This window comes from Streptomyces sp. NBC_01016 (assembly GCF_026341035.1).
Lineage (GTDB): Bacteria > Actinomycetota > Actinomycetes > Streptomycetales > Streptomycetaceae > Streptomyces.
This window is the reverse complement of record NZ_JAPEOQ010000001.1, coordinates 2,391,324-2,415,539: the sequence shown is the minus strand read 5'-3', so window position 1 is coordinate 2,415,539 and position 24,216 is coordinate 2,391,324. Positions and strand designations below refer to the sequence as shown.

The following is a 24,216-nucleotide window of genomic DNA, read 5'->3' as shown; positions in this document are numbered from 1 at the left end:
ACCTGATATCAGGTACTTGCTTGCTACGTTCCCGGTATGACCGGATCATCGGGTACGTCGGGCACATCGGGTACGTCGCGAACAAATGCCTCCTCCGCGGTGCCCGCTGTGCGCGTCCCCCGGCGCCGGGGCACCGAACTGGCCCTGCTGGTCGTCGCCGTGCTGCTCAGCGTCTACGGATACATCGACGTCGGGCTCGCCAAGGACAGCAGGGTTCCGGGCGGTGCGCTCAGCTACGGCGCCGGGCTCGGGGCGCTCGCCCTCGTCGCGCACCTCGTGGTCCGCTTCCGCGCCCCGTACGCCGATCCGCTGGTGCTGCCGATCGCCGTGCTGCTCAACGGGCTCGGCCTGGTGCTGATCTGGCGGCTCGACCTGGAGACCCCGAGCGACCAGGCGGCGCCCACCCAGCTGATCTGGTCGACGCTCGGCGTGGCCCTGTTCATCGCCACCGTGCTCTTCCTGCGCGACCACCGGGTGCTGCAGAGATACGCGTACATCTGCGTGGTCACGGCTCTGGTCCTGATGATCCTTCCGATCTTCTTCCCGCCCATCAACGGCGCCCGGATCTGGATCCAGATCGGCAGCTTCTCCATCCAGCCGGGCGAGTTCGCCAAGATCCTGCTCGCGATCTTCTTCGCCAGCTATCTCGCGGCCAATCGGCACGCCCTCGCGTACACCGGCAAGCGGATCTGGCGGTTCCAGCTGCCGACGATGCGGGTGTTCGCGCCGATCCTGGTGATCTGGCTGATGACCGTCGGAGTGCTGGTCCTGGAGACGGACCTCGGGACCTCGCTGCTGTTCTTCGGCCTGTTCGTGATCATGCTGTACGTGGCGTCGGGCCGCGGCAGCTGGATCGCCATCGGGCTCGTGCTCGCGGCCGTCGGCGCGGTCATCGTCGCCTCTTTCGAGCCGCATGTGCACAGCCGCGTCGAGGACTGGCTGCACCCCTTCGCCTCCATCGACGCGGGCCAGGGCGCCAGCCAGCTCGCGCAGTCGCTGTTCGCGTTCGCGGCGGGCGGGATGCTCGGCACCGGGCTCGGCCTCGGCCACTCGAACCTGATCGGCTTCGCCGCCAAGTCGGACTTCATCCTGGCGACGGCCGGCGAGGAGCTGGGGCTCGCCGGGCTCACCGCGATCTTCCTGCTGTACGCGCTGCTCGTGGAGCGCGGCTACCGGGCGGGGCTCGCGCTGCGCGATCCGTTCGGCCGGCTGCTCTCCATCGGGCTCGCCTCGATCGTCGCGCTGCAGGTCTTCGTCATCGCCGGCGGCGTGATGGGACTCATCCCGCTCACCGGCATGGCGATGCCGTTCCTCGCGCAGGGCGGTTCGTCCCTCGTCACCAACTGGATCATCGTCGCGATCATCATCCGGGTCAGCGACCGGGCCCGGAGCCAGCTGCTGCCCGAGTCCCCCGGGACCGCCCCGGACCCCGTGGAGGGCGCCAAGTGACCAAGTACATCCGCCGGGCCTCGGTCTTCTGCCTGATCCTGCTGATCGCGCTGCTCATCAACGCGGCCCGCATCCAGTTCTTCCAGGCCGACAAGCTCGACGACAACTCGGCCAACCGCCGCTCCACGATCGAGCGTTACGGGCAGCCGCGCGGCGACATCCTCGTCCAGGGCAAGTCGGTCACCGGCTCCAAGGACACCGGGGAGTCGCTGCGCTACGAACGCACGTACAAGAACGGGCCGCTGTACGCGCCCGTCACCGGCTACGCCTCGCAGACGTACGGCACGACGTTCGTGGAGAGCGCCGAGGACGACATCCTCTCCGGCACGGACCCGATGCTGTCCCCCGTCCCCTTCTGGAACGAGATCTCGCGCACCCAGGAGCCCGGCGGCAACGTGAAGACCACCATCAACGCCCGTGCGCAGGAGGCCGCGTACTCCGGGCTCGGCGGCAAGAAGGGCGCGGTCGCGGCGATCGACCCGTCGACCGGGAAGATCCTGGCGCTGGTCTCCACCCCGTCGTACGACCCCGGGCGGATCGCCGGCACCGACTCCTCCTCGACCGAGGCGTGGGCCGAGCTGAACAAGTCCGAGGAGCAGCCGATGCTCAACCGGGCGCTGCGCCAGACGTACCCGCCGGGCTCCACGTTCAAGGTGGTCACGGCGGCCGCGATCCTGGAGAACAACGTGGTGAACGGCATCAACGCGTCGACCGACACCCCGTCCCCGTACACCCTGCCGGGCACGACGACCCAGCTGACGAACGAGTCCGCCTCGGACGCCTGCACGGACGCGACGCTGGAGTACGCGCTGCGGGTCTCCTGCAACACCGTGTTCGCCAACCTGGGGGTGAAGACGGGGCTCTCGGACATGGTGAAGATGTCGGAGAACTTCGGCTTCAACGACAGCGGGATCAAGGTCCCGATGGCCGCCGCCAAGTCGAACTTCGACACCGACATGAACGACTCGCAGCTGGCGCTCTCCTCGATCGGCCAGTACGACACCGCCGCGACGCCGCTGCAGATGGCGATGGTGTCCTCGGCCGTCGCCAACGGCGGCACCCTGATGCAGCCGCACCTCGTCGACAAGACCACGACGAACGACGGCGACACGGTCTCGGAGACCGGCAGCGACACCTACAAGCAGGTCATGTCCCCGTACACGGCGACGCAGTTGCAGCAGATGATGGAGGACGTCGTCTCCGAGGGAACGGGCACCGGGGCGCGGATCTCCGGTGCGACGGTCGGGGGCAAGACGGGGACGGCGCAGCACGGCGAGAACAACGAGGGCACTCCGTATGCCTGGTTCATCTCCTACGCCAAGGAGAAGGATGCGGCTACGCCAGGGGTGGCGGTTGCGGTGGTCGTCGAGGACGCCTCCGCCAACCGCGACGACATCAGTGGTGGTGGCAGCGCGGCGCCGATCGCCAAGTCGGTGATGGAGGCGGTTCTGGACTCGTCGGACAGCTGAACCGGGGCTTGATCAAGTCGGCTTACCCGCCTCCACGGCCTGCTCCACCTCCGCCACCCGCTCCTGCTCCTCCGCCGCGAAGCGTTGGGCGTCGAGTTGTTCGGCGATTTCTTCGTCCTGGGCCATGAGCTGGTCGAGGTTGGAGTTGCCCATGTCGAAGACGCCCATGTCGACGTAGGCCTGTTGCAGGCGCTTGCCCCACAGGCCGATGTCCTTGACGCACGGGACGATCCGCGAGAACAGCAACTGCCGGAACATGGCCAGGAATTCGGACTGTTCCGTGTACTTCTCCGCGTCGGCCTTGGGGATGCCGAAGTTCTCCAGGACCTCGATGCCGCGCAGCCGGTCGCGCATCAGGTAGCAGCCCTCGATGACGAAATCCTCGCGCTCGCGCAGTTCGGCGTCGGTGAGCTGCTTGTAGTAGTCGCGCAGCGCCATCCGCCCGAAGGCCACGTGCCGGGCCTCGTCCTGCATCACGTACGCGAGGATCTGCTTCGGCAGCGGCTTGTCGGTGGTGTCGCGGAGCAGGCCGAACGCGGCGAGCGCCAGGCCCTCGATGAGGACCTGCATGCCCAGGTACGGCATGTCCCAGCGGGAGTCGCGCAGGGTGTCGCCGAGCAGGGACTGGAGGTTGTCGTTGATCGGGTAGAGCATCCCGAGCTTCTCGTGCAGGAAGCGGCCGTAGATCTCCGCGTGCCGCGCCTCGTCCATGGTCTGCGTCGCCGAGTAGAACTTGGCGTCGAGGTCGGGCACGGACTCGACGATCCGCGCGGCACACACCATCGCGCCCTGTTCACCGTGCAGGAACTGGCTGAACTGCCAGGAGGCGGAGTGCTTGCGCAGCTCGGCCTTGTCCTTGTCGGTCATCTTCGCCCAGTAGGGCGTGTTGTAGAGGGCCAGCGCGTCGTCAGGGGTGCCGAGGGGGTCGTACGGGTCGACCTCCAGGTCCCAGTCGATGCGCTTGGCGCCGTCCCACTGCTTGTCCTTGCCCTTTTGGTAGAGCGAGAGGAGCCGGTCGCGCCCGTCGTCGTATTCCCAGCTGAGGCGAGCCGAACTGGCGGACGGTACTTGCCAGTTGGACCCGTTGGGGGCCTTGGTGTACAGCTCATGCGTCGCCATGCTGGCAGGCTCACACGGTGGTAGACGCGGGGTCAACAAGTCGTGCGGAGTCCTGCGCAAGGGATTGACGGGCTTGCTGACGCGCAGTCTCATAAGAACCGAGGCGGGCGTGACCGCCAGTAACCCGCGATCGCTCGATCAACTCCCGTACGACGAGGTGGGACAGCCATGACGACCATGACGGAAGCCGACGCGCTGGCGGGACTGCGCGACGCGCTCGGTCTGCTCAAGGACCGGGAGCAGGTGGCCGAGCGGCTGCTCGACTCTTCCGCCAAGCACTCCTTCGACCCGGACAAGGAGCTGGACTGGGACGCGCCCTTCGAGGAGGGCAAGTGGTTCTGGCCGCCCGAGCTGGTGTCCCTGTACGGCACCCCGCTGTGGAAGCGGATGGGCGAGGAGCAGCGGATCGCCCTCTCCCAGCACGAGGCGGCGGCGCTGGCCTCGCTCGGCATCTGGTTCGAGCTGATCCTGATGCAGCTGCTCGTGCGGCACGTCTACGACAAGGCGGCGACGAGCGCGCACGTGCGCTACGCGCTGACCGAGATCGAGGACGAGTGCCGGCACTCGAAGATGTTCGCGCGGCTGATCTCGCGCGGCGAGACGCCCTGGTACCCGGTGGCGCCGGTCCACCACAACCTGGGCCGGCTCTTCAAGACCATCTCCACCACACCCGGTTCGTTCACGGCGACGCTGCTCGGCGAGGAGGTCCTCGACTGGATGCAGCGGCTGACGTTCCCCGACGAGCGCGTGCAGACGCTGATCCGCGGCGTGACGCGTATCCACGTCGTGGAGGAGGCACGCCATGTCCGGTACGCGCGCGAGGAGTTGAGGCGCCAGATGGTGACGGCGCCGCGCTGGTCGCAGGAGTTCACGCGGATCACCTCGGGTGAGTTCGCCCGCGTCTTCTCCGTGGCGTTCATCAACCCCCAGGTGTACGAGAACGTGGGCCTGGACAAGAGGGAGGCCATGGCCCAGGTCAAGGCCAGCGGCCACCGCCGCGAGGTCATGCAGTCCGGGGCCAAGCGCCTGACCGACTTCCTCGACGACATCGGCGTGCTGCGCGGCGTCGGCCGGCAGATGTGGCGCTCTTCGGGACTTCTGGCCTAGCCGGTGGGCTCGATGTGCCGGTTACGCTTCGGAGCATGACCTCGGCAACCGGCACGCCCGCCTATAAGCGGCTCAGCGTCGAGGTGCGGCGGGCGCAGTTGCTCGAATCGGCGCTGTCGTTGTTCGCGCACCGGGCCCCGGAAGAGGTCTCGCTCGACGACGTGGCGGAGGTCGCCGGGGTGTCCCGGCCGCTCGTCTACCGCTACTTCCCGGGCGGCAAGCAGCAGTTGTACGAGGCCGCGCTGCGCTCCGCGGCAGACGATCTGGAGCACTGCTTCGCGGAGCCCCCGGAGGGCCCGCTCACCGCGCGCCTGACCCGCGCGCTCGACCGCTATCTGGGCTTCGTCGACCAGCACGACATGGGGTTCGCGGCGCTGCTCCAGGGCGGCAGCGTGGTGGAGACCTCCCGTACGACGGCGATCGTGGACGGGGTGCGGCGGGCCGCGGCCGAGCACGTCCTCAGCCACCTCGGCCAGGCCGAACCGGGGCGGCGCCTGCGGATGACCGTCCGCATGTGGATCACGGCGGTGGAGGCGGCCTCCCTGATCTGGCTCGACGAGGACAAGCAGCCGCCGCTTGACGAGCTGCGCGACGGGCTCGTCGACCAGTTCATGGCGGTCCTGACGGCGACGGCGGGCCGGGACCCGCAGACCGCGGACGTAGTGCGGTACGCGCTCGCGCTGGAGTCGCCGGAGGGCCCCGTGGGGGAACTGGCGCGGCGGATACTGCCGGTGGTGAGCGATGCGGGGCATCTGCTGTGAGCCGCGCTGTGGGACGGCCGTGCGCCGCTCTGTATGACGGCCGTGCTCCGCTCTGCGTGACACTGGTGGTGTGAAGAGCGAAGATTTCCCCTTTGTCGGCGGGCCCCTCGACGGTCGGGTGCTGCCCGTGTTCGTGACCGCCACCGGGAATCCGCCCAAGGTGTACAAGGTGCCGGTGCCGGACGCCGACGGGGGCCAGGACACCGTGCTCGTGTACCTGCGGGAGGCCGTGGCCGGCGGGAAGCGGGTGCGGCTCGTGGCGAGGTGGCGTTACGTGTTCGTGCCGGACGGGAAGGTCGAGCGGACGCTCAAGTGGCCGTGGTCGAGGAACCGGTCGCCGCAGGCGTAAAGGCGGCTCGCCGGGAGGGCACCGGACGGGTGGCGGTGTTGCGCCGAAGCGAGCAGCCCGACGGGTGGGCGGCCCGCCCTTCTGTTCATGTTCACGGTGTGGGGCACAGGGGTTGCCCCGCACCGGAGGTGATCAGGTGTCAGGCAGGCTGGTGCGGTGGGTGTGCACGGTGGCCGTCACGGGAGCGCTGCTCACGCCGCTGCCCGCGAGCGCGGCACCCGGTCCCGAGCCACGCCCCGGGCCCGGCGGGACGCGCTCCGTCGCCGACCTCCTCTCGGATCTCCAGCGCCTGTACCAGGACGCCGAGGCGGCCACGGAGACGTACAACGCGACGGAGGAGGCGCTCAAGGAGCGCCGCAAATCGGCGGACGACCTCGCGAAGAAGCTGGCCGCCGCGCGGTCGTCGCTGCACAGCAGCCGGACCGACGCGGGGCGACTCGCACGCGAGCAGTACCAGGGACACAGCGAGTTCTCCCCGTACCTGCGGCTCCTCCTCGCCCGCGACCCCCAGCGGGCGCTCGACGAGGGCCATGTGATGCGGCGGGCCGCGCGGGAGCGGCAGGCCACCGTCGAGCGGCTCACGGGCCGGGAGAAGAAGGCCGACACTCTGGCGACGAAGGCGCGGGGCGCGCTGGACGAGCAGCTGCGTCTCGCGGAGCGGCAGAAGAAGGAGCGGGACGCGGTACAGGGCCGGCTGAAGGAGGTCGAGCAGCTGCTCGCCTCCCTCACCGCCGACCAACTCGCGGATGTGGCGCGCCTGGAGGCGCAGGGGACGACGCGGGCGCAGCAGGCGTTCATGGCGTCCGGGGCGCTGAGTTCGACGGGGCGGGCGCCGTCGAAGGCGGGCGACGAGGCGCTCTCCTACGCCGTCCGCCAGATCGGCAAGCCGTACGTCTGGGGTGCGGAGGGGCCCGACTCCTTCGACTGCTCGGGCCTCACGTCGCAGGCGTGGGCCCATGCGGGGCGGGTGATTCCGCGGACGTCGCAGGAACAGTGGGCTTCGCTGCCGCGCGTTCCCATGTCGGAGCTGCGCCCCGGCGACCTGGTCATCTACTTCCCCAAGGCCACGCACGTGGCGATGTACCTGGGCGACGGCATGGTGGTGCAAGCCCCGCGCCCCGGCGCCCGCGTCAAGGTCTCCCCCATCGCGGCGAACCCCCTCCTCGGCGCGGTCCGCCCGGACCCGGGGTCGTCACCGATGCCCGGTTACCGACCCCCGACCCTGCCCGAGGGCGCGAAGGCCGGGGCCGACACGGGGTACGGGGCGGCGGGGGCGCCGGGGGGCGGGTAGGCGTCGCGCGGCCCCCGGGGCCCGTGGGCCGCACCGGGGCCATGCTGCGCGGAGCCGGGTACCGGCGCCCTGCTGGGGTCGACGCGCCAGGCGATACGTGCCAGGCACCTCCCTCCCTGCTCACCTCCCACCCACCCGCCCCCTCCGAGGGCCTCGGCCGCCGGGGTACCGGCACCGCACCGGGCGGCCGAGGCCCGGCGCAATCGGTGCGCTGCGCCAGGGAGCAACGTCAGCCGTTTCACATGGGCGGTCGGCTCGGCAAGCGTCCGCCCCGAGCGGGCAGGCCGACTGCAGCAAGGGGGAGCCGTGCTTGGTCGAAGCGAGGCGGGCCCACGTGACCGGGTGGGGGCTTCGGGCCTGAGCCCCCGGAGGGGGCGGGCGGGTGGGAGATGGGCGAGGGAACCGGGCGTTCGAAAACCGCAGAAGCGCGCCGCCCCGGCGAACGGCGCCGCACCGATCCCCCGCCCCGCGGAGCGGTTACGCGCCCGTGAGCGAGTTCAGGTACGCCCCCGTCTTCTCCGGGTCGTAGAAGAAGTTCTCGAAGTCGGACGGGTCGTTGAAGCCGTTCGCGAAGCGGTCGGCGGCCGGCTGGAGCTGACCGGCCGCACCGATCAGGTTGAGCACGTGCTCCGGCGGAGCCTGCAGCATCGTGTTCGTCCACTTCGTGACGTGCTGCGCCGTCTCCCAGTACCGGTCGAACGCCGACTGCATCCACTCCTCGTCGAACGGCTTGTCACCGTGCTCGACGATGGAGGCGAGGTACGACGCGGCGCACTTGGAGGCCGAGTTGGAGCCCTGGCCGGTGATCGGGTCGTTCGCGACGACCACGTCGGCGACGCCGAGGACCGCGCCGCCGGAGGGCAGGCGACCGATGGGGTTGCGGACCGTCGGGGCGTAGCGACCCGCCAACGTGCCGTTCGCATCCGTCAGTTCGACCTTCGTGGCGCGCGCGTACTCCCACGGCGTGAACTTCTCCATCAGCTCCAGCGTGAGCGCCAGGTGCTCGGAGGGGTCCTTGATGCCCTTGAAGGCGTCGAGCGGGCCGCCGGGGATGCCCTCCCAGAAGAGGATGTCCGCGCGGCCGGAGGTGGTGAGCGTGGGCATCACGAAGAGTTCGCCGACGCCGGGCACCAGGTTGCAGCGCACCGCGTCGAACTCCGGGTGCTCGGGGCGGACGCCCATCCCGTGGACGTAGGCGACGGCGAGGGCCCGCTGCGGCTCGGTGTACGGGGACCGCGACGCGTCCCGGCCGAACATCGAGACCAGCTCGCCCTTGCCCGCCGAGACCAGCACCAGGTCGTACGTGCGCGAGAAGTAGTCGAGGTCGGAGACCGCCGCGCCGTGGATGACGAGCTGCCCGCCGCGCTGCGCGAACGTCTCCATCCAGCCGGCCATCTTCACGCGCTGGTCGACGGACTGCGCGAAGCCGTCGAGCCGGCCCACCCAGTCGATGGCGCGCTGCGTCGGACCCGGGTCGTGCGAGCCAGGGGCCGCCACCGAGACGCCGAGGCCCTCGATCCTCGGGGCCTGCGACTCCCAGAAGTTGAGCTGGAGGTCACGCTCGTGCTGGAGCGCCGTGTGGAACATGCACTGCGTCGACATGACCCGCCCGGAACGGATCTCGTCGGCGGTGCGGTTGGACATCAGGGTGACCTCGAACCCCTGGGTCTGCAGGCCGAGGGCGAGCTGGAGGCCGGACTGGCCGGCTCCCACGACGAGTATCTTCCGCGACATATGAGACTGCCTTAACTGCCGTAACTAATGTGTGGGGGGCGGGGCTTGACCACTATGCGGGCACGGTGCCGGGCGACTACTCGGGGGTCGCGTCCAGGGCGTGGCCGACCAGCGCCAGGAGCGTCTCGATCGCCGCGATGCGGCGCCGCGCGTCCATGATGAGCACCGGTACGTGCGGCGGCACGGTGAGCGCCTCCCGTACGTCGTCGGGCGCGAACTCCGCCGTACCGTCGAAGTGGTTGACGGCCACGACGTAGGGAAGTCCGCAGCTCTCGAAGTAGTCGAGCGCCGGGAAGCAGTCCTTCAGGCGGCGGGTGTCGGCGAGCACGACCGCGCCGATCGCGCCGCGCACCAGGTCGTCCCACATGAACCAGAACCGCTGCTGCCCCGGCGTGCCGAACAGGTACAGGACCAGGTCGTCGTCGAGCGTGATGCGGCCGAAGTCCATGGCGACCGTGGTCGTGGACTTGCCCGGCGTCGCGGTGAGGTCGTCGGTCTCCTCGCTCGCCCGGGTCATCAGCGCCTCGGTCTCGAGGGGCTGGATCTCGGACACGGCCGACACCAGGGTCGTCTTGCCGACGCCGAAGCCGCCCGCCACGATGATCTTCGTGGCGACGGGGGCCCGGGTCTTGTCTGTCTGCCAGGCCTGCAACTGCTCTTCTTCTATGGGCAGTTCGCCGAGCAGTTCAGAGGCGGCGGAGTCCACTCAACACCCTTTCGAGGAGCGCCCGGTCCGGCTGTCCGGGTCCGTGGCCTGTTCCGTATACACGGATCTTTCCCTGGTCGGCGAGGTCGCTGAGCAGCACGCGCACCACACCGAGCGGCATCTTCAGCAGCGCGGCGATCTCGGCGACCGTCCGCATGCGGCGGCACAGCGCGACGATGGCGCGCATCTCCGGCATGACGCCGGCGAGCCCGCCCTTGCCCAGCTCGGGGCGGTCCTCAGGACCCTCGATCGCCGCCGTGCTGGAGATGAACGTCTCCACGAGCAGCACATGGCCGAAGCGGGTGCGGCCGCCGGTCAGCGAGTAGGGGCGCACGCGGGCGGGCCTGCGGTCCCCACCGCGCACGGGCAGCCTGCTCGCGCCGAACGCCCTGCTCGTGCCGTTCGTACTGTGTGCACTGCCTGAAGTGCCGGGGGTCATCGGGTGGCCTCCATCGACTGGCGCAGCTCGCTGCGGAGTTCGGGCGTCAGGACGTGCCCGGCACGGCCGACGAAGAGCGCCATGTGGTACGCGATGACACCCATGTCGCAGTCCGCGGCGGCGTGCACGCCGAGCAGCGAGCCGTCGCTGATCGACATGACGAAGAGGCTTCCCTCGTCCATCGCGACCATCGTCTGCTTGATGCCTCCGCCGTCCATCAGCTTGGCGGCGCCGATGGTCAGCGAACCCAGCCCGGCCACGATGGCCGCCAGGTCGGCGCTCGACCCTTTGGGGCCCGTGCTCGGGTCCGTCGCCGGGGCCGCGTCGTGCCGACCCGGGTCGGAGGAGAGCAGGAGCAACCCGTCGGACGAGACGACCGCGACGGACTGCAGTCCTGACACCTCCCCGACCAGGTCGGTCAGCAGCCAGTGAAGATTGCGTGCCTCGCTACTGAGACCGTTCATTCCCTTTAGTCCGTTGAGTGCAGGGGTGGGCGCAGTCAACTGCTTGCCTCCTCGGCTGTGTCCCCCTCATTTTCACTTCTACGTCCAGGGTTCTCGGCGAACTCCGCCGTCACGTCACGACGCCCTGCGGTGGCGCCGCGGTGGAACCCGCCGAGCTTGCGGCGCAGCGCTTCCGCGTCCACGGAACCGGTGCGCGGCTTCGGGGCGGAGGCGGGGGCGGCCACCTTCGGCGTGCGCTTGGGCAGGCCCTTGGCGGTGACGCGCTCGGCCGGTTCGGGCTCCGGGGCGGGCTCGGGCGCGGGCTCCGGTGCGGACTCCGGTACGAGCTGTTGGTCGAGCAGCTCGGGGTGTCCGGCGGGCCTGTCGTGCTCGTCGTACTCACCGTGCTCGTCATGCGGCGCGCGCGGGTGCGGCACCTCGGCGACGGGCTCGGGGGCCGGCTCGGGCTCCGGGGCCCGCTCCGCTTCGGGCTCGGGGGTCGGCTCCGGCGGGACCGGCGTGCTCAGCGCCATGGTCGTCTCCGCGGGGGTCTCCGCAGGGATCTCCACGGGCGGCTCGACCGAATCGACGGAATCCGTGGAGTCGGTCGAGTCGAGCGAATCGGTGGACTCGCGCACGGCCTGCTCGGCCGCCTCGATCAGCGGGTCACCGTACGCCGGGAGCACGTGCTCCGGCTCCGTACGCCCGTACAGCTCATTGGAGTTGGCCTCCGCCTCGGAACCCGCGAGACGGACCGCGGGCGCGGCGCCGGGCACCAGGACGGCGGGCGGCACCGACGCGGCGGGCGCGGCGGCGAAGAGCGAGGCGGGCAGCACGGCGACCGCCGCCACCCCGCCCTGCTTCTGCTCGCGCAGCCGCACGCGCACCCCGTGCCGCACGGCGAGCCGCGCGACGACGTAGAGGCCGAGCCCGAACCCGTCGACGTCCTCGGGGTCGTGCGCCTCCTCGGCGGTGAAGGACGAGAGCCGCGTGTTCAGCTCGCGCATCCGCTCCTCGGTCATCCCTATGCCCTCGTCCTGGACGGAGAGCATGACCGAGCCGCTCTCCAGGAGCCAGCCGGAGACCTCGACGGAGGCGTCCGGCGGCGAGAACGACGTGGCGTTCTCCAGGAGTTCGGCGATGAGGTGGCTGAGGTCGTCTGCGGCGAACCCGGCGAGGTGCGCGTGCGGCGGCAGCGCGGCGATGCGCACCCGCTCGTAGCGCTCGATCTCGGAGACGGCGGCGCGCACCATGTCGACGAGCGCCACGGAGCCGCCGTGCTGCGGTCCGCGCTCGGTGCCCGCGAGGACCAGGAGGTTCTCGCTGTGCCGCCGCATGACGGTGGCGGAGTGGTCGAGCTTGTAGAGCGTGGCGAGCCGGTCCGGGTCCTGCTCGCGCTCCTCCAGGCCCTCGATGATGCCCAGTTGCCGCTCGACGAGCCCGAGGGTGCGCAGCGCCAGATTGACGAACGTCCCGTGGATCGAGTGCTTGACCCGGTCCAGCTTCCGGGCGGTGTCGGCGAGTTCGCCGCGCAGCCGGTCCCGGTCGTCCGCCATCCGCTGGCGCTCGCCGACGAGGTGCTTGCGGTCGGACTCCAGGGTGCCGATGCGCCCGTGCAGCCCCACGGCGTGCGCGTGCAGGGCGTTGATCGAGTCGACGACCTGGGCGAACTCGTCGTTGCGGCCGGTGAACTTGACCGGGTCCTCGGCGGCGGGGTCGCCCGCGACGCGCGCGGAGCCGATCCGCAGCGCGGCGAGCGGCCGGGTCAGCGAGCGGGCCGTCCCCATGGCCACGCCGACGGCGGCGAGCAGACAGACGCCGACGAGCGCGATCCGGATCTCGAGCGCCGTCACGTCGTCGTCGCGCAGCTGCTCCAGGCGCTTGACCCGCTGGTCCCCCAGCGCGGCCTCCGCGCCCCGCATGAGGTCAATGCGGGCGGTGAGGGCGGCGTCGACGCTCTTCTCGTCGTAGCGGAGCTCGCTCGCGCTCAGCGTCGGGGCGTCGGCGAGGTTCTTCAGATACGCCTCGGCGCGCGTGGCGTCCGGGCCCGTGACGGTGGAGTCGTACGCGGTGACCGCCGCGGTCGTCCCCGAGTCGTGGAAGTCTTCGAGCGCGGCCTGCTCACGGACCCTGGCCCGCTGGCCCGCGGCGCTCAGGGCGTCGCGCTGGCCGCGGGCGGCGGAGGACTCGCCGACGACCGCCTCGCGCAGGCCGGTCGCCGGGTCGACCTCCGTGGTCGTGGTGCGCGGCACGGTGAGCGCGGCGAGCAGCAGGCCGCGCGCGGCGGACGCCTGCTCGACGGCGCGGTCCAGGTCCGCGAGGGCGTAGGCCCCGGAGCCCGCGCGCACGGGTATGCGCTCGGCCAGATCCTCGGCGCGCGCGTGCAGTTCACCGATGGAGCGCGAGTACGCGGTGTGCGCCTCCAGGGCGGAGCCCTTGCCGGTGAGGGCGGAGCGGCGCACGGCGGCGACGTCGTCGAGGGTGCGGCGCAGCGCGGTCGGCGCGTCCACGCGCAGCTCGTCGACCTGCCGGTCGACGCGGGCCCCGCGCTCCTCGCTCAGGCCCTGCCCCTTGGACCGGCCGGCGGCGATGAAGCGGGTGACCTCGTCCCGCTCGTCCGCGAGCGCGTGCGACAGGGCGAGCGAGCGCTGTGTCTGCTGGGCGTCGTCGACGAGGGTCTGCGATTCGCCCACGCGGTCGGAGGCGCCGACGAGCACCGGTGCCCCGGCGCCGACGACGGCCGCGGCGACCACGGCCACCGCCACGATCAAGCGGTTGCGGACCCGGGCACGCTTGCCCCGGCCGGAACCCGTGCGGCTCACCTCGGGCGCCTGGCCTGGGTCGACATCACCCGACACACCCAGCCCACTGGCCCCATTACCGCCGGAGGTGTTCCCCACTGATGCTCGCATTCCTGACTCGTCCTACCCCATGGGTCCGGGTGACGCTGCGTCAACACTCGTGACCCTCCTGGCCTGGCCCCCGACCCTTCCAGTGCCGGTGAGCAGGGGGCGCCCATCACCTCGCCCGCCACCCGAAGGAGTGAACATCGAGCGGGAGTTGGGGAGCAAGTTCCCGTGTCACGATCACCCTCCGTCAACCGCGCGCGGGTTGGACGTCTTCGGCGGCCTTTGGCAGGATGCCCCGCCACACCCCCGACGGAAGTGATCATTCCGCGCAAACCCGGCGCTCAGGGGCTCCTTCGGGCCGCTGCGGGATCTGCACGGAATCCCTACGGAACGGCTCGGCCCAACTCGCGGCGTGGCACCGCTCCGTGAGGGTGCCTCATGCAGACTGACCGCATGCGCATCGAACTGACCACCGAGCCGGGCGCCGCCGAGCGACCGAACGAGGACTACGTATCGATGGCCGCACCGGCCGCAGGGCACGGTGGATCACTCGTCGTCCTCGACGGGGTCACTCCCCCGGCGGCCGACGTCGGCTGCCGGCACTCCGTCCCGTGGTTCGCCGCCCACCTCGGCGGCGCGCTGGCCGAACTGTCCGTTTCGCGGCGCGATCTGAGCCTGGCCGACGTGCTCGGCGCGGCGATCGCCCGGACCGCCGACGCCCATCGGGACACCTGTGACCTTTCTCACCCGCGCACTCCGCAGGCGACCGTCGTACTCGCCCGCTGGGACGCGGAGCAGGTGGAGCATCTGGTGCTCTCCGACTCGGCGTTGCTCGTCGAGGCCCCCGACGGCACGGTCACGCCGCTGCTCGACGAGCGCCTCGACCGGGTCCCGCGCGCCAACCTCGTCTCGAACGAGGTGGCCGACGCCACGGTGCGCAACAAGGAGGGCGGCTTCTTCACGGCCGCCGCGGATCCGTCGGTGGCGCGACGCGCGGTGACCGGCACGCTTCCCCGGTCCGGGGTGCGGGCGCTCGCCGCGATGACGGACGGCGTGACGCGCTGGGTGGAGAAGTTCCACGAGGGCGACTGGACGGACCTGTTCACCCTCGTACGCAAGGAGGGCGCGGAGGCGGTGGTGTCGCGGGTCCGTGCCCTGGAGGACGCGGACGCGGAGACCCGCACGTTTCTGCGCCGCAGCAAGACCCATGACGACGCGACGGTGGCGTACGTGGAGCTACATTCAAGCCCCGCCGGCGATTGAGGCGCGGGGTCCGGGGCAGAGCCCCGCAACCGCAACGCCGGTCCCGCAAGACTATTCGGCGCCGGCATTCAACTGGTGCAACAACCTCGCCAACTCCGCGACCTCACGCCGATCCCACCCGTCCAACTGCCGCACGTACCGCATGCGCCGAGCATCCCGTACACGCCCGAAGTGCTCGCGCCCGAGCTCGGTGAGCGAGACCAGCCACGCCCGCCCGTCCGCGGGATCCGGCTCGCGGTCGAGGAAACCGAGTTCCTCCAGGGCCCGCAGCTGGCGGCTCATCGTCGCCTTGCCGACGCCGATGTACCCGGCGAGCTCGGTGGCCCGCTGCGCCCCGCACTCCTCCAGGCGCACGAGCAGCCCGTACGCGGCCGGCTCCAGGTCGGGGTGGACCTCGCGGGCCATCTCGCCGGAATTGGCCCGGGCCCGGCGCAGGAAGACGGTCAACTCGCGTTCCAGGGCGAGGAACTCGCCGTCCACAGCCGTCGGCGCGGCAGCGGGTCGCGGTTCGGTTTCCGCGCTCCGCCGCCCGCCGTTTCCGTCTTCGCCCACGTCAGCACCTCTGAAAGTTTTCGCCCACCACGGTCATCACCGCAGTTCCACCAGTATTTCGCAGGAGTAGACCAACGGCACACACCGACCCCTCTTCCCACCGCGGGTCTACGTGCGTAGCGTTTTCACCGCTGCCAGTCATGGCATGCACACACCATCAAGCGCACCGGCGCCACCGCACGTCACCCCACGTCGTACTCGGAGGCCGCTCATGCCCGTGCACAGACCTGTCATCACCCGCCGCAGACGCAGCAGCACCCGCCTCGGAATCACCGGCACCCTGCTCGCGGCGCTCTCCCTTCTCCTTGCCCTGCCGGGCGCGGCCCAGGCCGCCGACGTCCCCGCGCGCGGCGAGGCCCACATGGGCATGGGGGTCGCCGAACACGACGGCGTCGGTTCCCTGCCGCCCACCAACGGCATCGCCGCCACGCAGACCGAGGGCGTCGACGTCTCCAGCCACCAGGGCAACGTGGCCTGGTCGACGCTCTGGAACAGCGGCGTGCGCTGGGCCTACACCAAGGCCACCGAGGGCACGTCCTACACGAACCCGTACTTCGCGCAGCAGTACAACGGTGCGTACAACGTGGGCATGGTCCGCGGCGCGTACCACTTCGCGACGCCCGACGGCTCGGGCGGCGCCGCCCAGGCCAACTACTTCGTGGACCACGGGGGCGGCTGGTCCAAGGACGGCAAGACGCTGCCGGGCGCGCTCGACATCGAGTGGAACCCGTACGGCGCCGCCTGCTTCGGGAAGACGCAGAGCGGCATGGTGACCTGGATCCGGGACTTCCTGAACCAGTACAAGGCCCGCACGGGACGCAACGCCGTCATCTACACGGCGACCAGCTGGTGGACCCAGTGCACGGGCAACTACAGCGGCTTCGCCGCCAACAACCCGCTGTGGATCGCCCGCTACGCCTCCACCGTCGGCACACTGCCGGCCGGCTGGGGCTACCAGACCATGTGGCAGTACACGTCGACCGGTCCGACGGTCGGCGACCACAACAAGTTCAACGGCGCGCTCGACCGCGTCGTGGCACTCGCCAACGGCTGAGTCCTCAAGAACAGACGAACAGACAAGCAGACGAGCAGACGGCGGCCGGGCTTCCCCCCTCCGGGAGTCCGGCCGCCGCCTCGTTCAGGTGGGTCCGGTCAGCACTTGCCGGCCGGCCTGTCCCGCTTCACGAGATTCGTGTAGCCGGTGGTGCCGTCGAGCCACAGGACGCGCTGCCCCTCGTCGGCGGCGGCGTACGCCTGGTCGCCGCGGTTGCAGGAGACGCGCTGCGCGCCGCCCTTGCCGTCGGGGGCCACCTGGACCAGCTTCGGCAGCGTGTCGTTGGCCCAGTCCGTGGCCGGCGGCAGCGTGGTGACGCTGACCGCGTCGTCCGAGGCCGTCAGCGAGTAGGCGTAGAGCGAGCCGTCGCCGGACTCCGGGGTGAGGGTGAGCGGGTTCTTGCCGTCGAGGCCCGCGCGGCGCACCGCGGCCTGGCCGGTGTCGGTGCCGTCGTTGTCCTCGATCCAGAACACGCCGTCGTCGGTGATCGCGGTCTGGCCGATGCCCACCGTCTTGGTGGCGTCGGTGACGGGCATCGCCGTCTTGGCGCCGGTCGCCCCGTCGAAGACCTCGACGCCGACCGTGTAGTTGCCGCTCGCGTCGGGGGCGACCTTGGCGTAGGCGATCTTGCCGTCCTTGATGGAGGCCAGGCCCGAGACGTTGTAGGGACGGCCGCCGTCGACCAGGCCGGCCTCCCCGGTCTTCATGTTGACGTACCGGACGTTCGTGACGCCGAACTGCGGGTTGAACGCGGTGTAGGCGACATAGTCGCCGTCCACGACGAGCCCGGAGACGTCGCTGCCGATGCCGTCGACCTGCTTCGCGACACCGCCCTTGACCGGCCGGGCCATGATCCTGATGCCCGTGCTGCTGTAGTCGGCCCACACCACGGTCTTGCCGTCGGTGTCCGCGTAGACGTTGTAGTCACCGTTGTTGGCGCTCATCAGCTGGGGTGTGCCCTTGCCGGAGGTGTTGCCGAGCCACACCGAGTACGGCTCGCTGCCGTCCTCGTTGGAGTTCGAGACGGCGTACTTGCCGCCGCCCGCGCCGACTCCGGTGTTGTAGATGTTGACCTTGGACAGGATCGTGTCCGTGTCGACGCCGAGCGCCTTCTCCCAGCCGGGGACGATGCCGTGGGCGTCGAAGGAGGTCTTGACCGTCTTCAACTGGGCCTTGGTGACGCCCAGTTCCTGCGCGGCGGCGACGACCGCGGCGCGGCCCTCGGTGAAGCCGTCGAGCGGGGTCATGTACGCGGACAGGGCACGGTAGACGATCTTGTCGGCGAGGTCGCCGCCGAGGTCCTGGCGGATGTCCCACAGGGCGCCGGAGAAGATCGTCGAGTTGAGGTGCACGCCGCCGTTGTCACCGCGGTAGGTGACGCCGATGAAGTCCTTCGACGTGGTCTTGCCGTCGTTGAGATCGCGCAGCGCGCAGTCGCGCGGGGCGAGCGTGGTGCAGAGGTCCTCGCCGAGCAGACCGGCGTCCGGATCGTCCATGGACTGGCCGTTGGCCTCAAGGTCGATGGCGTTGCCGAAGTAGTCGGCGAGGCCCTCGTTCATGGCGCCGGACTGGCCCGCGTAGACGAGGTTCGCGGTGTGCTCGACGACGCCGTGGGTCATCTCGTGGCCGACGACGTCGGTGTCGGCGGAGAACGTGCGGTAGTCGCCGCCGCCCTGGCCGTACACCATCTTGGTGCCGTCCCAGAAGGCGTTGTTGTACGGGCCGCCGTTCTGCGTCACGCCGACCAGGGAGTAGATGTAGCCGTCCTTGCCGTCGAGACCGGCGCGGCCGAAGTGGTTCTTGTAGTAGTCGTAGACCTTGCCGGCCGCCCAATGGGCGTCGATCGCACCGGAGTTGGTGAAGTCCTCGCCGAGCTCGGGGGTGTCCGACTGGAACGTCTTGATGCCGGTGGGCCAGACGCCGGACGCGGAGGCGACCTCGCGGCCGCGGGCGTCGTAGGTCGACAGCATGGGGCCCGCGTACGGGGAGTCGGCGGCCCGCCTGCCGTAGTCGATCATCTGGTAGACGCCCTTGGTGTCCTTGTACAGGTTCACCTCGGTCTTCTGGCCGTTGTAGCGGGTGCCGGTGCCCTTGACGACGAGCTGGTCGGCGGCGGTGGTGGCCGCGTCCCCGTCCGTGGGCGCCTCGTCGGTGGCGCCGGTCGCCGTGCCCGTGGCGCCGAACGTCTTGATGCCGCTGTACTGCAGCAGCGGGAAGCCGGAGCGGGCGTCGACGTAGACCTCTTGCTTGACCGGCGAGCCGTCGGCGGGGCTGACGCCGGTGACGGTGATGTGCCGGGTGAGCACGCCGGAGCCCTGCGGGAGGATCGTGACGCCGGTGGCCTTGCCGGTGAGGTTCTTCGCCCCGGCCTTGTCGCCCTTGGCGGGGGCGCGCAGCGTGCCGCCGCCGAGCTGCGTGGTGACGGCGGCGATCGCGCGCTGGACGGCGGTCTTCTCGGACACCTTCGGGTCGACCGTGGCGAGCTTCAGCTCGGTGAAGTACTTGCCGGAGGTACCGGTGACGGTCCGCTCGCCGCCCTTCTTCTCCATCCGGACGACGTACTCGCCGCCGAGCACCGTGACGCCCTGGTACTTCTGCTGGAGCCGAACGGTCTCCCGACCGCCCTCGCTCCGCGTGCTGACGGTCGTCAGATCCTTCGACGACGTGTCCGCGATGTGGTACCGGCTCTTCTTCGCCTTGAGATGACCGCGCGCGGCGTCGGCGGCGCTGCCGGTGGCGGTGGCCTGCTCGTTCAGGTCGGTCACGAGGGCCGGGGTGTCCGTGTCGGTCCCCGCCACCACGGACGTGTCGTCGGCCGCGGCGGCGGTGGCCGCCTGGGCGGCCGGCACCCCGGTCACCAGCAGTCCGGCGACGGCGAGCAGCGCCGCGACGCCCTGACCGACGGATATACCGCCGCTCCTCTGCCCCGATCTGCCTGACCCGCCTGCTGTGCCTGATCCGCTGCCGGATCTGCCTGATCTCCTGCGTGCTGCACTCCGCACGGTGCCCCTCCGGTGTCACTGACGCGTGAACGGATATCGGATGCGGCCATGCAAGTACCGGAGCGGGTGTGCGAACAATGCGTTCCAGGTGCCGACTTGTGTACGTGCCCACTTGTGTGGCCTGCACGGATCAACCGAAAATCCCCTGGTGACATCGGCTGGGCACGACGACGCGCAGTGGCAGGCCCTCGGCCTCGGCGAGAGCGAGTTGAGGGTCTACGAAGCGCTGCTCGGCGCCGGTGACTTCGCCTCGCGGGCGGCGCTCGCCCGCGCGACCGGGCTGCCCGCGCGCCGCGTCGCGGACGCCCTCGACCACCTCGCGGAGCGCGGCTGCACGCTGCCGTCGCCGCGCGGCGCCGCCCTCCCGCTCGCGGTGCCGCCCGCCACGGCGCTGCGCAACCTGATCCACCGGCACCAGGCGGAACTGCTGCGCCGCTCGGCCGAGTTGGAGGACCTGACGGGGGCGGTGGACCGGCTGGCGGCCGGGTTACTGACCGCCACGCCGGGGGACGTCCGGGCGATGGGCATCGAGACGGTGCGCGGCGGCCGGGCCATCGCGGAGCGCGTCGCGGCGATGCTGGCCTCCGCCACCACGGAAGTGGCACTGCTCGACCGCCCGCCGTACGCCTCGAGCCAGCCGGACGGCATGCCGACACCGCTCGACGTGGCGGCCCCCGTACGGCGCGGGGCGCGGGTGCGGGTGGTGGTGGACCGGGAGGGCCTCACCTTCCCGGGGCGCGCCCGGGGCCTCAACGACCTTGCCACGCAGGGCGTTCAGATCCGGGTGGGCAAGGACCTGCCGACGAAGCTCTTCACGGTGGACCGCAGGGTGACCCTGCTCCCGCCGACGGACGCGGCGGACCCGACGGCCTCGGCACTCGTCGTCAGCGACTCCCTCCTGAGCCACGCCCTCGTCCCCCTCTTCGACGCGGTGTGGGAGCGGGCGGTGCCGATCGGCGCGGACTCCCCCGACGAGATCACGGACGAGGACCGCGAACTGCTGACCCTCCTCGCCTCTGGCCTCAAGGACGAGGCGATCGCCCGCCGCCTGGACGTCCACGTCCACACGGTGCGGCGCCGCATCACCCGCCTGATGACGATGCTGAACGCGCAGACGCGCTTTCAGGCGGGGGTGCGGGCGACGCTCAGGGGCTGGCTGACGCAATCAAGCCCCTCTTAGCGCGAGAGACGGCGGCGCCCGGGGCCATTCAAGCCCGCTCTTTGGACGAGAGCCAGCGGGGCCCGGGGCAGCGCCCCGAGACCCCAGCCCCGTCGCAGGCTCACGCGGCCACCGGCACCGCCACATCCGCCACTTCCGCCACTTCCGCCGGCGCCAACGCCAGCTCCAACACCTGCCGCACATCGTTCACCGGGTGCACCTCCAACTTCTCCAGCACCTCCGCCGGGACATCGTCCAGGTCCGCCTCGTTCCGCTTCGGGATGATGACGGTCGTGATCCCGGCCCGGTGCGCGGCCAGCAGCTTCTGCTTGACGCCGCCGATGGGGAGAACGCGCCCGGTCAGGGACACCTCACCGGTCATCGCCACATCCGTACGGACAAGGCGGCCGCTCAGCAGCGACGCGAGCGCCGTCGTCATCGTGACGCCCGCGCTCGGCCCGTCCTTCGGGACCGCGCCCGCCGGGAAGTGGATGTGCGCACCGCGCTCCTTCAGGTCGGCGACGGGCAGCTCCAGTTCGGCGCCGTGCGAGCGCAGGAAGGAGAGCGCGATCTGCGCCGACTCCTTCATGACGTCGCCCAGCTGACCGGTGAGGGTCAGACCCGCCGCACCCGTCTCCGGGTCGGCGAGCGACGCCTCCACGAAGAGCACGTCACCACCGGCCCCGGTGACCGCGAGCCCGGTCGCCACGCCCGGCACGGACGTGCGCCGCTCGGCCGGGTCCTGCGCCGACTCCGGCACGTGGTGCGGTCGCCCGATCAGCGAACGCAGATCACCCTCGCCGACGGTGAACGGCAGCTCCCGCTCGCCCAGTTCGTGCTGCGCGGCGACCTTGCGCAGCACCCGCGTCACGGACCGCTCCAGGTTGCGTACGCCGGCCTCACGCGTGTACTCGCCGGCCAGCTTGCGCAGCGCGTCGTCGCCGATGGTGACCTCGTCGGCCGCGAGCCCCGCGCGGTCCAGCTGGCGCGGGACCAGGTGGTCGCGGGCGATGACGATCTTCTCGTCCTCGGTGTAGCCGTCGAGACGCACGAGTTCCATACGGTCGAGGAGGGCCTCCGGGATGGCCTCCAGAACGTTCGCGGTGGCGAGGAACACCACATCACTCAGGTCCAGTTCGACCTCCAGGTAGTGGTCCCTGAAGGTGTGGTTCTGGGCCGGGTCGAGGACTTCGAGCAGGGCCGCGGCCGGGTCGCCGCGGAAGTCGGAGCCCACCTTGTCGACCTCGTCGAGGAGGACCACCGGGTTCATCGACCCGGCCTCCTTGATGGCGCGCACGATGCGGCCCGGCAGGGCGCCCACGTACGTACGCCGGTGGCCCCGGATCTCCGCCTCGTCCCGTACGCCGCCGAGCGCGACGCGGACGAACTTACGGCCCATCGAGTGCGCGACGGACTCGCCGAGCGAGGTCTTGCCGACGCCGGGCGGGCCGACGAGCGCGAGCACGGCGCCTCCGCGACGCCCGCCGACGACGCCGAGGCCGCGGTCCGCGCGGCGCTTGCGCACGGCCAGGTACTCGGTGATCCGCTCCTTCACGTCGTCCAGGCCCGCGTGCTCGGCGTCGAGGACGGCGCGGGCGCCCTGGATGTCGTACTCGTCCTCGGTCCGCTCGTTCCACGGCAGTTCGAGGACAGTGTCGAGCCAGGTCCGGATCCACGACCCCTCGGGCGACTGGTCGCTGGCCCGCTCCAGCTTCTCGACCTCCTTGAGGGCGGCCTCGCGGACCTTCTCCGGGAGGTCGGCGGCCTCGACGCGGGTGCGGTAGTCGTCGGACTCCTCGCCCTCCGACTCCCCGTTCAGGTCGCGCAGCTCCTTGCGCACGGCGTCGAGCTGGCGCCGCAGCAGGAACTCGCGCTGCTGCTTGTCGACGCCTTCCTGTACGTCCTTGGCGATGGACTCGGCGACGTCCTGCTCGGCGAGGTGGTCGCGCAGGTGGCCGGTGGCGAGCTTCAGCCGCTCCACCGGGTCGGCGGCCTCGAGCAGCTCGACCTTCTGGGCGGTGGTGAGGAACGGCGAGTAACCGGAGTTGTCGGCGAGCGCGGAGACGTCGTCGATGGCCTGGACGCGGTCCACGACCTGCCAGGCGCCGCGCTTCTTCAGCCAGTTCGTGGCGAGCGCCTTGTACTCCTTGACGAGTTCGGTGACGGCACCCGGCAGCGGGTCCGGCACTTCCTCCTCGATGGTCAGGCCCTCCACCCATAGGGCGGCGCCGGGCCCGGTCGTGCCGGCGCCGATGCGTACGCGGCCGACGCCGCGGATCAGCGCGCCGGGGTCGCCGTCGGCGAGGCGGCCGACCTGCTCGACGGTGCCGAGCACGCCGGTGTTCGCGTACGTCCCGTCGATGCGTGGAACAAGCAGCACCTTCGGCTTGCTGGGTCCAGTACGCGCGGCGGCCTGCGCGGCCTCCACCGCGGCTCGTACGTCGGTGTCGCTGAGGTCCAGGGGCACCACCATTCCGGGCAGCACGACCTCGTCGTCGAGCGGCAGCACGGGCAGGGTGAGCGGTGTGGACGTCGAAGCCATGATCTCCCCTTTGGCAGTCAAGTTGAGTTACATGGACTCAATGCCCGGGAGCCTTCAGATGTTCCGCCCCACCCGTTCGCTGTCAGCGATCACGCCTTCCGACCCTGGCGGCATGGCATATGTAATACCTACTGGGCCAACGCGGGTCTTACGCCGAAGGGTGCGTGCGGACATGACGACGGTGACGGGCGAGGAACTCGTACGGAACTGGATCGACGGCTGGATCGCCTCGCGCGGCGCCGCTCCCCCACTCGTCGAGCCCTGGGGTTACACGATTCATGTGGGCCTGCCAGAGCACGTGAGCCGGCACGTCATCGGCGCCACGAACGACGCCGTGCGCGAGGAGGTCGTGCGCAAGGTGGCCGAGTCCACGCGCGGACGCGGCACGCACCTCAAGGTCTTCGCGGACCCGGAGCGGGTACTGCCGTGGCTCGGCCCTGAATGGGAGCCATACGGGTCGGACGACTTCCTGATGTCGACGGAACTGACCCCGGCCACCGCGCCGCCTGCCCCCAGCGGCTACATCCGGCACATCTGGACCCGCGCCGGCGTCACCCGGGTCCTGCTCACCGACACCACGGGCGCGTTCGCGGCGCGCGGCCAGATCGCCCCGACCGGCGCGAGCGCGGTCGTCGACCAGATCGAAACCTCGGAACACCACCGCCGCAAGGGCCTCGGCCGCGTGGTCATGGCCACGCTCCAGTCAGTGGCCCACACCCAGGGCGCAACCCGTGCGGTCCTGGCGTGCACCCCGGAGGGCCGGTTCCTCTACGAGTCGGTGGGCTGGCACATCGAGGCGCCCCTGACGAACGCGAAGTACGTGGGCACATAAAGCAGTTGTGGCACTGCGTGGCCTGGTTCGGTTCACCCTCTGTGACGAGCGCCATGTGAGACGTGGGCCACAGAAAATGCCCGCGGGTCACCCACC

General features: G+C 70.8%; 19 protein-coding genes. 10 read left to right on the top strand and 9 right to left on the bottom strand.

Features of this window, described 5'->3' with window-relative positions; translation table 11 throughout:
* The first annotated feature begins 36 nt into the window (after window positions 1–36).
* Entirely contained in the window at window positions 37–1,449 is a 1,413-nt protein-coding gene (locus OG746_RS11340) for an FtsW/RodA/SpoVE family cell cycle protein (RefSeq protein ID WP_266714050.1), read from the top strand.
* Window positions 1,446–2,918: a peptidoglycan D,D-transpeptidase FtsI family protein gene (locus tag OG746_RS11335; protein WP_266714048.1), complete on the top strand. Its 1,473-nt coding sequence runs from the start codon at window positions 1,446–1,448 to the stop codon at window positions 2,916–2,918. Before OG746_RS11340 ends, OG746_RS11335 begins: the two co-directional genes overlap by 4 nt.
* Before the next feature lie 12 nt (window positions 2,919–2,930).
* Here OG746_RS11335 and OG746_RS11330 read toward each other — a convergent pair whose 3' ends face one another.
* Window positions 2,931–4,037, bottom strand: coding sequence for a ferritin-like domain-containing protein (locus tag OG746_RS11330; protein WP_266714046.1), 1,107 nt, complete (start codon window positions 4,035–4,037; stop codon window positions 2,931–2,933).
* Window positions 4,038–4,205: 168 nt separating this feature from the next.
* On the opposite strand from OG746_RS11330, the gene OG746_RS11325 reads away from it, so the two are divergent.
* From OG746_RS11325 to OG746_RS11310, 4 genes are all read left to right on the top strand, one after another.
* Window positions 4,206–5,144 (top strand): AurF N-oxygenase family protein, encoded by a 939-nt coding sequence (locus OG746_RS11325; RefSeq protein WP_266714044.1) that lies wholly within the window; start codon window positions 4,206–4,208, stop codon window positions 5,142–5,144.
* A 35-nt stretch (window positions 5,145–5,179) separates the two neighbouring features.
* Window positions 5,180–5,905, top strand: coding sequence for a TetR/AcrR family transcriptional regulator (locus OG746_RS11320; protein WP_266714042.1), 726 nt, complete (start codon window positions 5,180–5,182; stop codon window positions 5,903–5,905).
* Window positions 5,906–5,975: 70 nt separating this feature from the next.
* Entirely contained in the window at window positions 5,976–6,254 is a 279-nt protein-coding gene (locus OG746_RS11315; RefSeq protein ID WP_266714040.1) for a DUF8847 domain-containing protein, read from the top strand.
* A 136-nt stretch (window positions 6,255–6,390) separates the two neighbouring features.
* Window positions 6,391–7,545 carry a C40 family peptidase gene (locus OG746_RS11310; protein ID WP_266714038.1) on the top strand — a complete coding sequence of 385 codons (1,155 nt, stop codon included), beginning with the start codon at window positions 6,391–6,393 and terminating at the stop codon, window positions 7,543–7,545.
* 477 nt (window positions 7,546–8,022) lie between these two features.
* On the opposite strand, the gene OG746_RS11305 is transcribed toward OG746_RS11310, so the two are convergent.
* The 5 genes from OG746_RS11305 to OG746_RS11285 form a co-directional block, all read right to left on the bottom strand.
* A complete protein-coding gene (locus tag OG746_RS11305; RefSeq protein ID WP_266714036.1) occupies window positions 8,023–9,279 on the bottom strand; it encodes a styrene monooxygenase/indole monooxygenase family protein in 1,257 nt (418 codons plus the stop codon).
* Window positions 9,280–9,355: 76 nt separating this feature from the next.
* A complete protein-coding gene (locus OG746_RS11300; RefSeq protein ID WP_266714034.1) occupies window positions 9,356–9,985 on the bottom strand; it encodes a GTP-binding protein in 630 nt (209 codons plus the stop codon).
* The gene (locus OG746_RS11295; protein ID WP_266714033.1) at window positions 9,966–10,424 is read right to left on the bottom strand and encodes a DUF742 domain-containing protein; all 459 of its coding nucleotides are present in this window, start codon (window positions 10,422–10,424) and stop codon (window positions 9,966–9,968) included. Before OG746_RS11295 ends, OG746_RS11300 begins: the two co-directional genes overlap by 20 nt.
* A complete protein-coding gene (locus OG746_RS11290; RefSeq protein ID WP_266714032.1) occupies window positions 10,421–10,888 on the bottom strand; it encodes a roadblock/LC7 domain-containing protein in 468 nt (155 codons plus the stop codon). The genes OG746_RS11295 and OG746_RS11290 overlap by 4 nt, the downstream gene beginning before the upstream one ends.
* 35 nt (window positions 10,889–10,923) lie before the next feature.
* On the bottom strand, window positions 10,924–13,779 hold the full coding sequence (locus tag OG746_RS11285; protein ID WP_266714031.1) for a sensor histidine kinase: 2,856 nt from the start codon (window positions 13,777–13,779) through the stop codon (window positions 10,924–10,926).
* Between the two features lie 390 nt (window positions 13,780–14,169).
* Between OG746_RS11285 and OG746_RS11280 the strand changes: the two genes are divergently transcribed.
* On the top strand, window positions 14,170–14,979 hold the full coding sequence (locus OG746_RS11280; protein ID WP_266714030.1) for a protein phosphatase 2C domain-containing protein: 810 nt from the start codon (window positions 14,170–14,172) through the stop codon (window positions 14,977–14,979).
* A gap of 51 nt (window positions 14,980–15,030) precedes the next feature.
* On the opposite strand, the gene OG746_RS11275 is transcribed toward OG746_RS11280, so the two are convergent.
* The gene (locus OG746_RS11275) at window positions 15,031–15,531 is read right to left on the bottom strand and encodes a MarR family winged helix-turn-helix transcriptional regulator (RefSeq protein ID WP_371591021.1); all 501 of its coding nucleotides are present in this window, start codon (window positions 15,529–15,531) and stop codon (window positions 15,031–15,033) included.
* Window positions 15,532–15,742: 211 nt separating this feature from the next.
* On the opposite strand from OG746_RS11275, the gene OG746_RS11270 reads away from it, so the two are divergent.
* Window positions 15,743–16,585 carry a lysozyme gene (locus OG746_RS11270; protein WP_266714028.1) on the top strand — a complete coding sequence of 281 codons (843 nt, stop codon included), beginning with the start codon at window positions 15,743–15,745 and terminating at the stop codon, window positions 16,583–16,585.
* 98 nt (window positions 16,586–16,683) lie between these two features.
* Here OG746_RS11270 and OG746_RS11265 read toward each other — a convergent pair whose 3' ends face one another.
* The gene (locus OG746_RS11265) at window positions 16,684–19,443 is read right to left on the bottom strand and encodes a M4 family metallopeptidase (RefSeq protein WP_266714026.1); all 2,760 of its coding nucleotides are present in this window, start codon (window positions 19,441–19,443) and stop codon (window positions 16,684–16,686) included.
* Window positions 19,444–19,735: 292 nt separating this feature from the next.
* On the opposite strand from OG746_RS11265, the gene OG746_RS11260 reads away from it, so the two are divergent.
* On the top strand, window positions 19,736–20,767 hold the full coding sequence (locus tag OG746_RS11260; protein WP_266714024.1) for a helix-turn-helix transcriptional regulator: 1,032 nt from the start codon (window positions 19,736–19,738) through the stop codon (window positions 20,765–20,767).
* A 100-nt stretch (window positions 20,768–20,867) separates the two neighbouring features.
* Here the strand turns inward: OG746_RS11260 and lon are convergent, their stop codons facing one another.
* On the bottom strand, window positions 20,868–23,288 hold the full coding sequence (gene lon / locus OG746_RS11255) for an endopeptidase La (protein WP_266714022.1): 2,421 nt from the start codon (window positions 23,286–23,288) through the stop codon (window positions 20,868–20,870).
* Between the two features lie 172 nt (window positions 23,289–23,460).
* Between lon and OG746_RS11250 the strand changes: the two genes are divergently transcribed.
* Window positions 23,461–24,120 carry a GNAT family N-acetyltransferase gene (locus OG746_RS11250; protein ID WP_266714020.1) on the top strand — a complete coding sequence of 220 codons (660 nt, stop codon included), beginning with the start codon at window positions 23,461–23,463 and terminating at the stop codon, window positions 24,118–24,120.
* The last annotated feature ends 96 nt before the right edge of the window (window positions 24,121–24,216 follow it).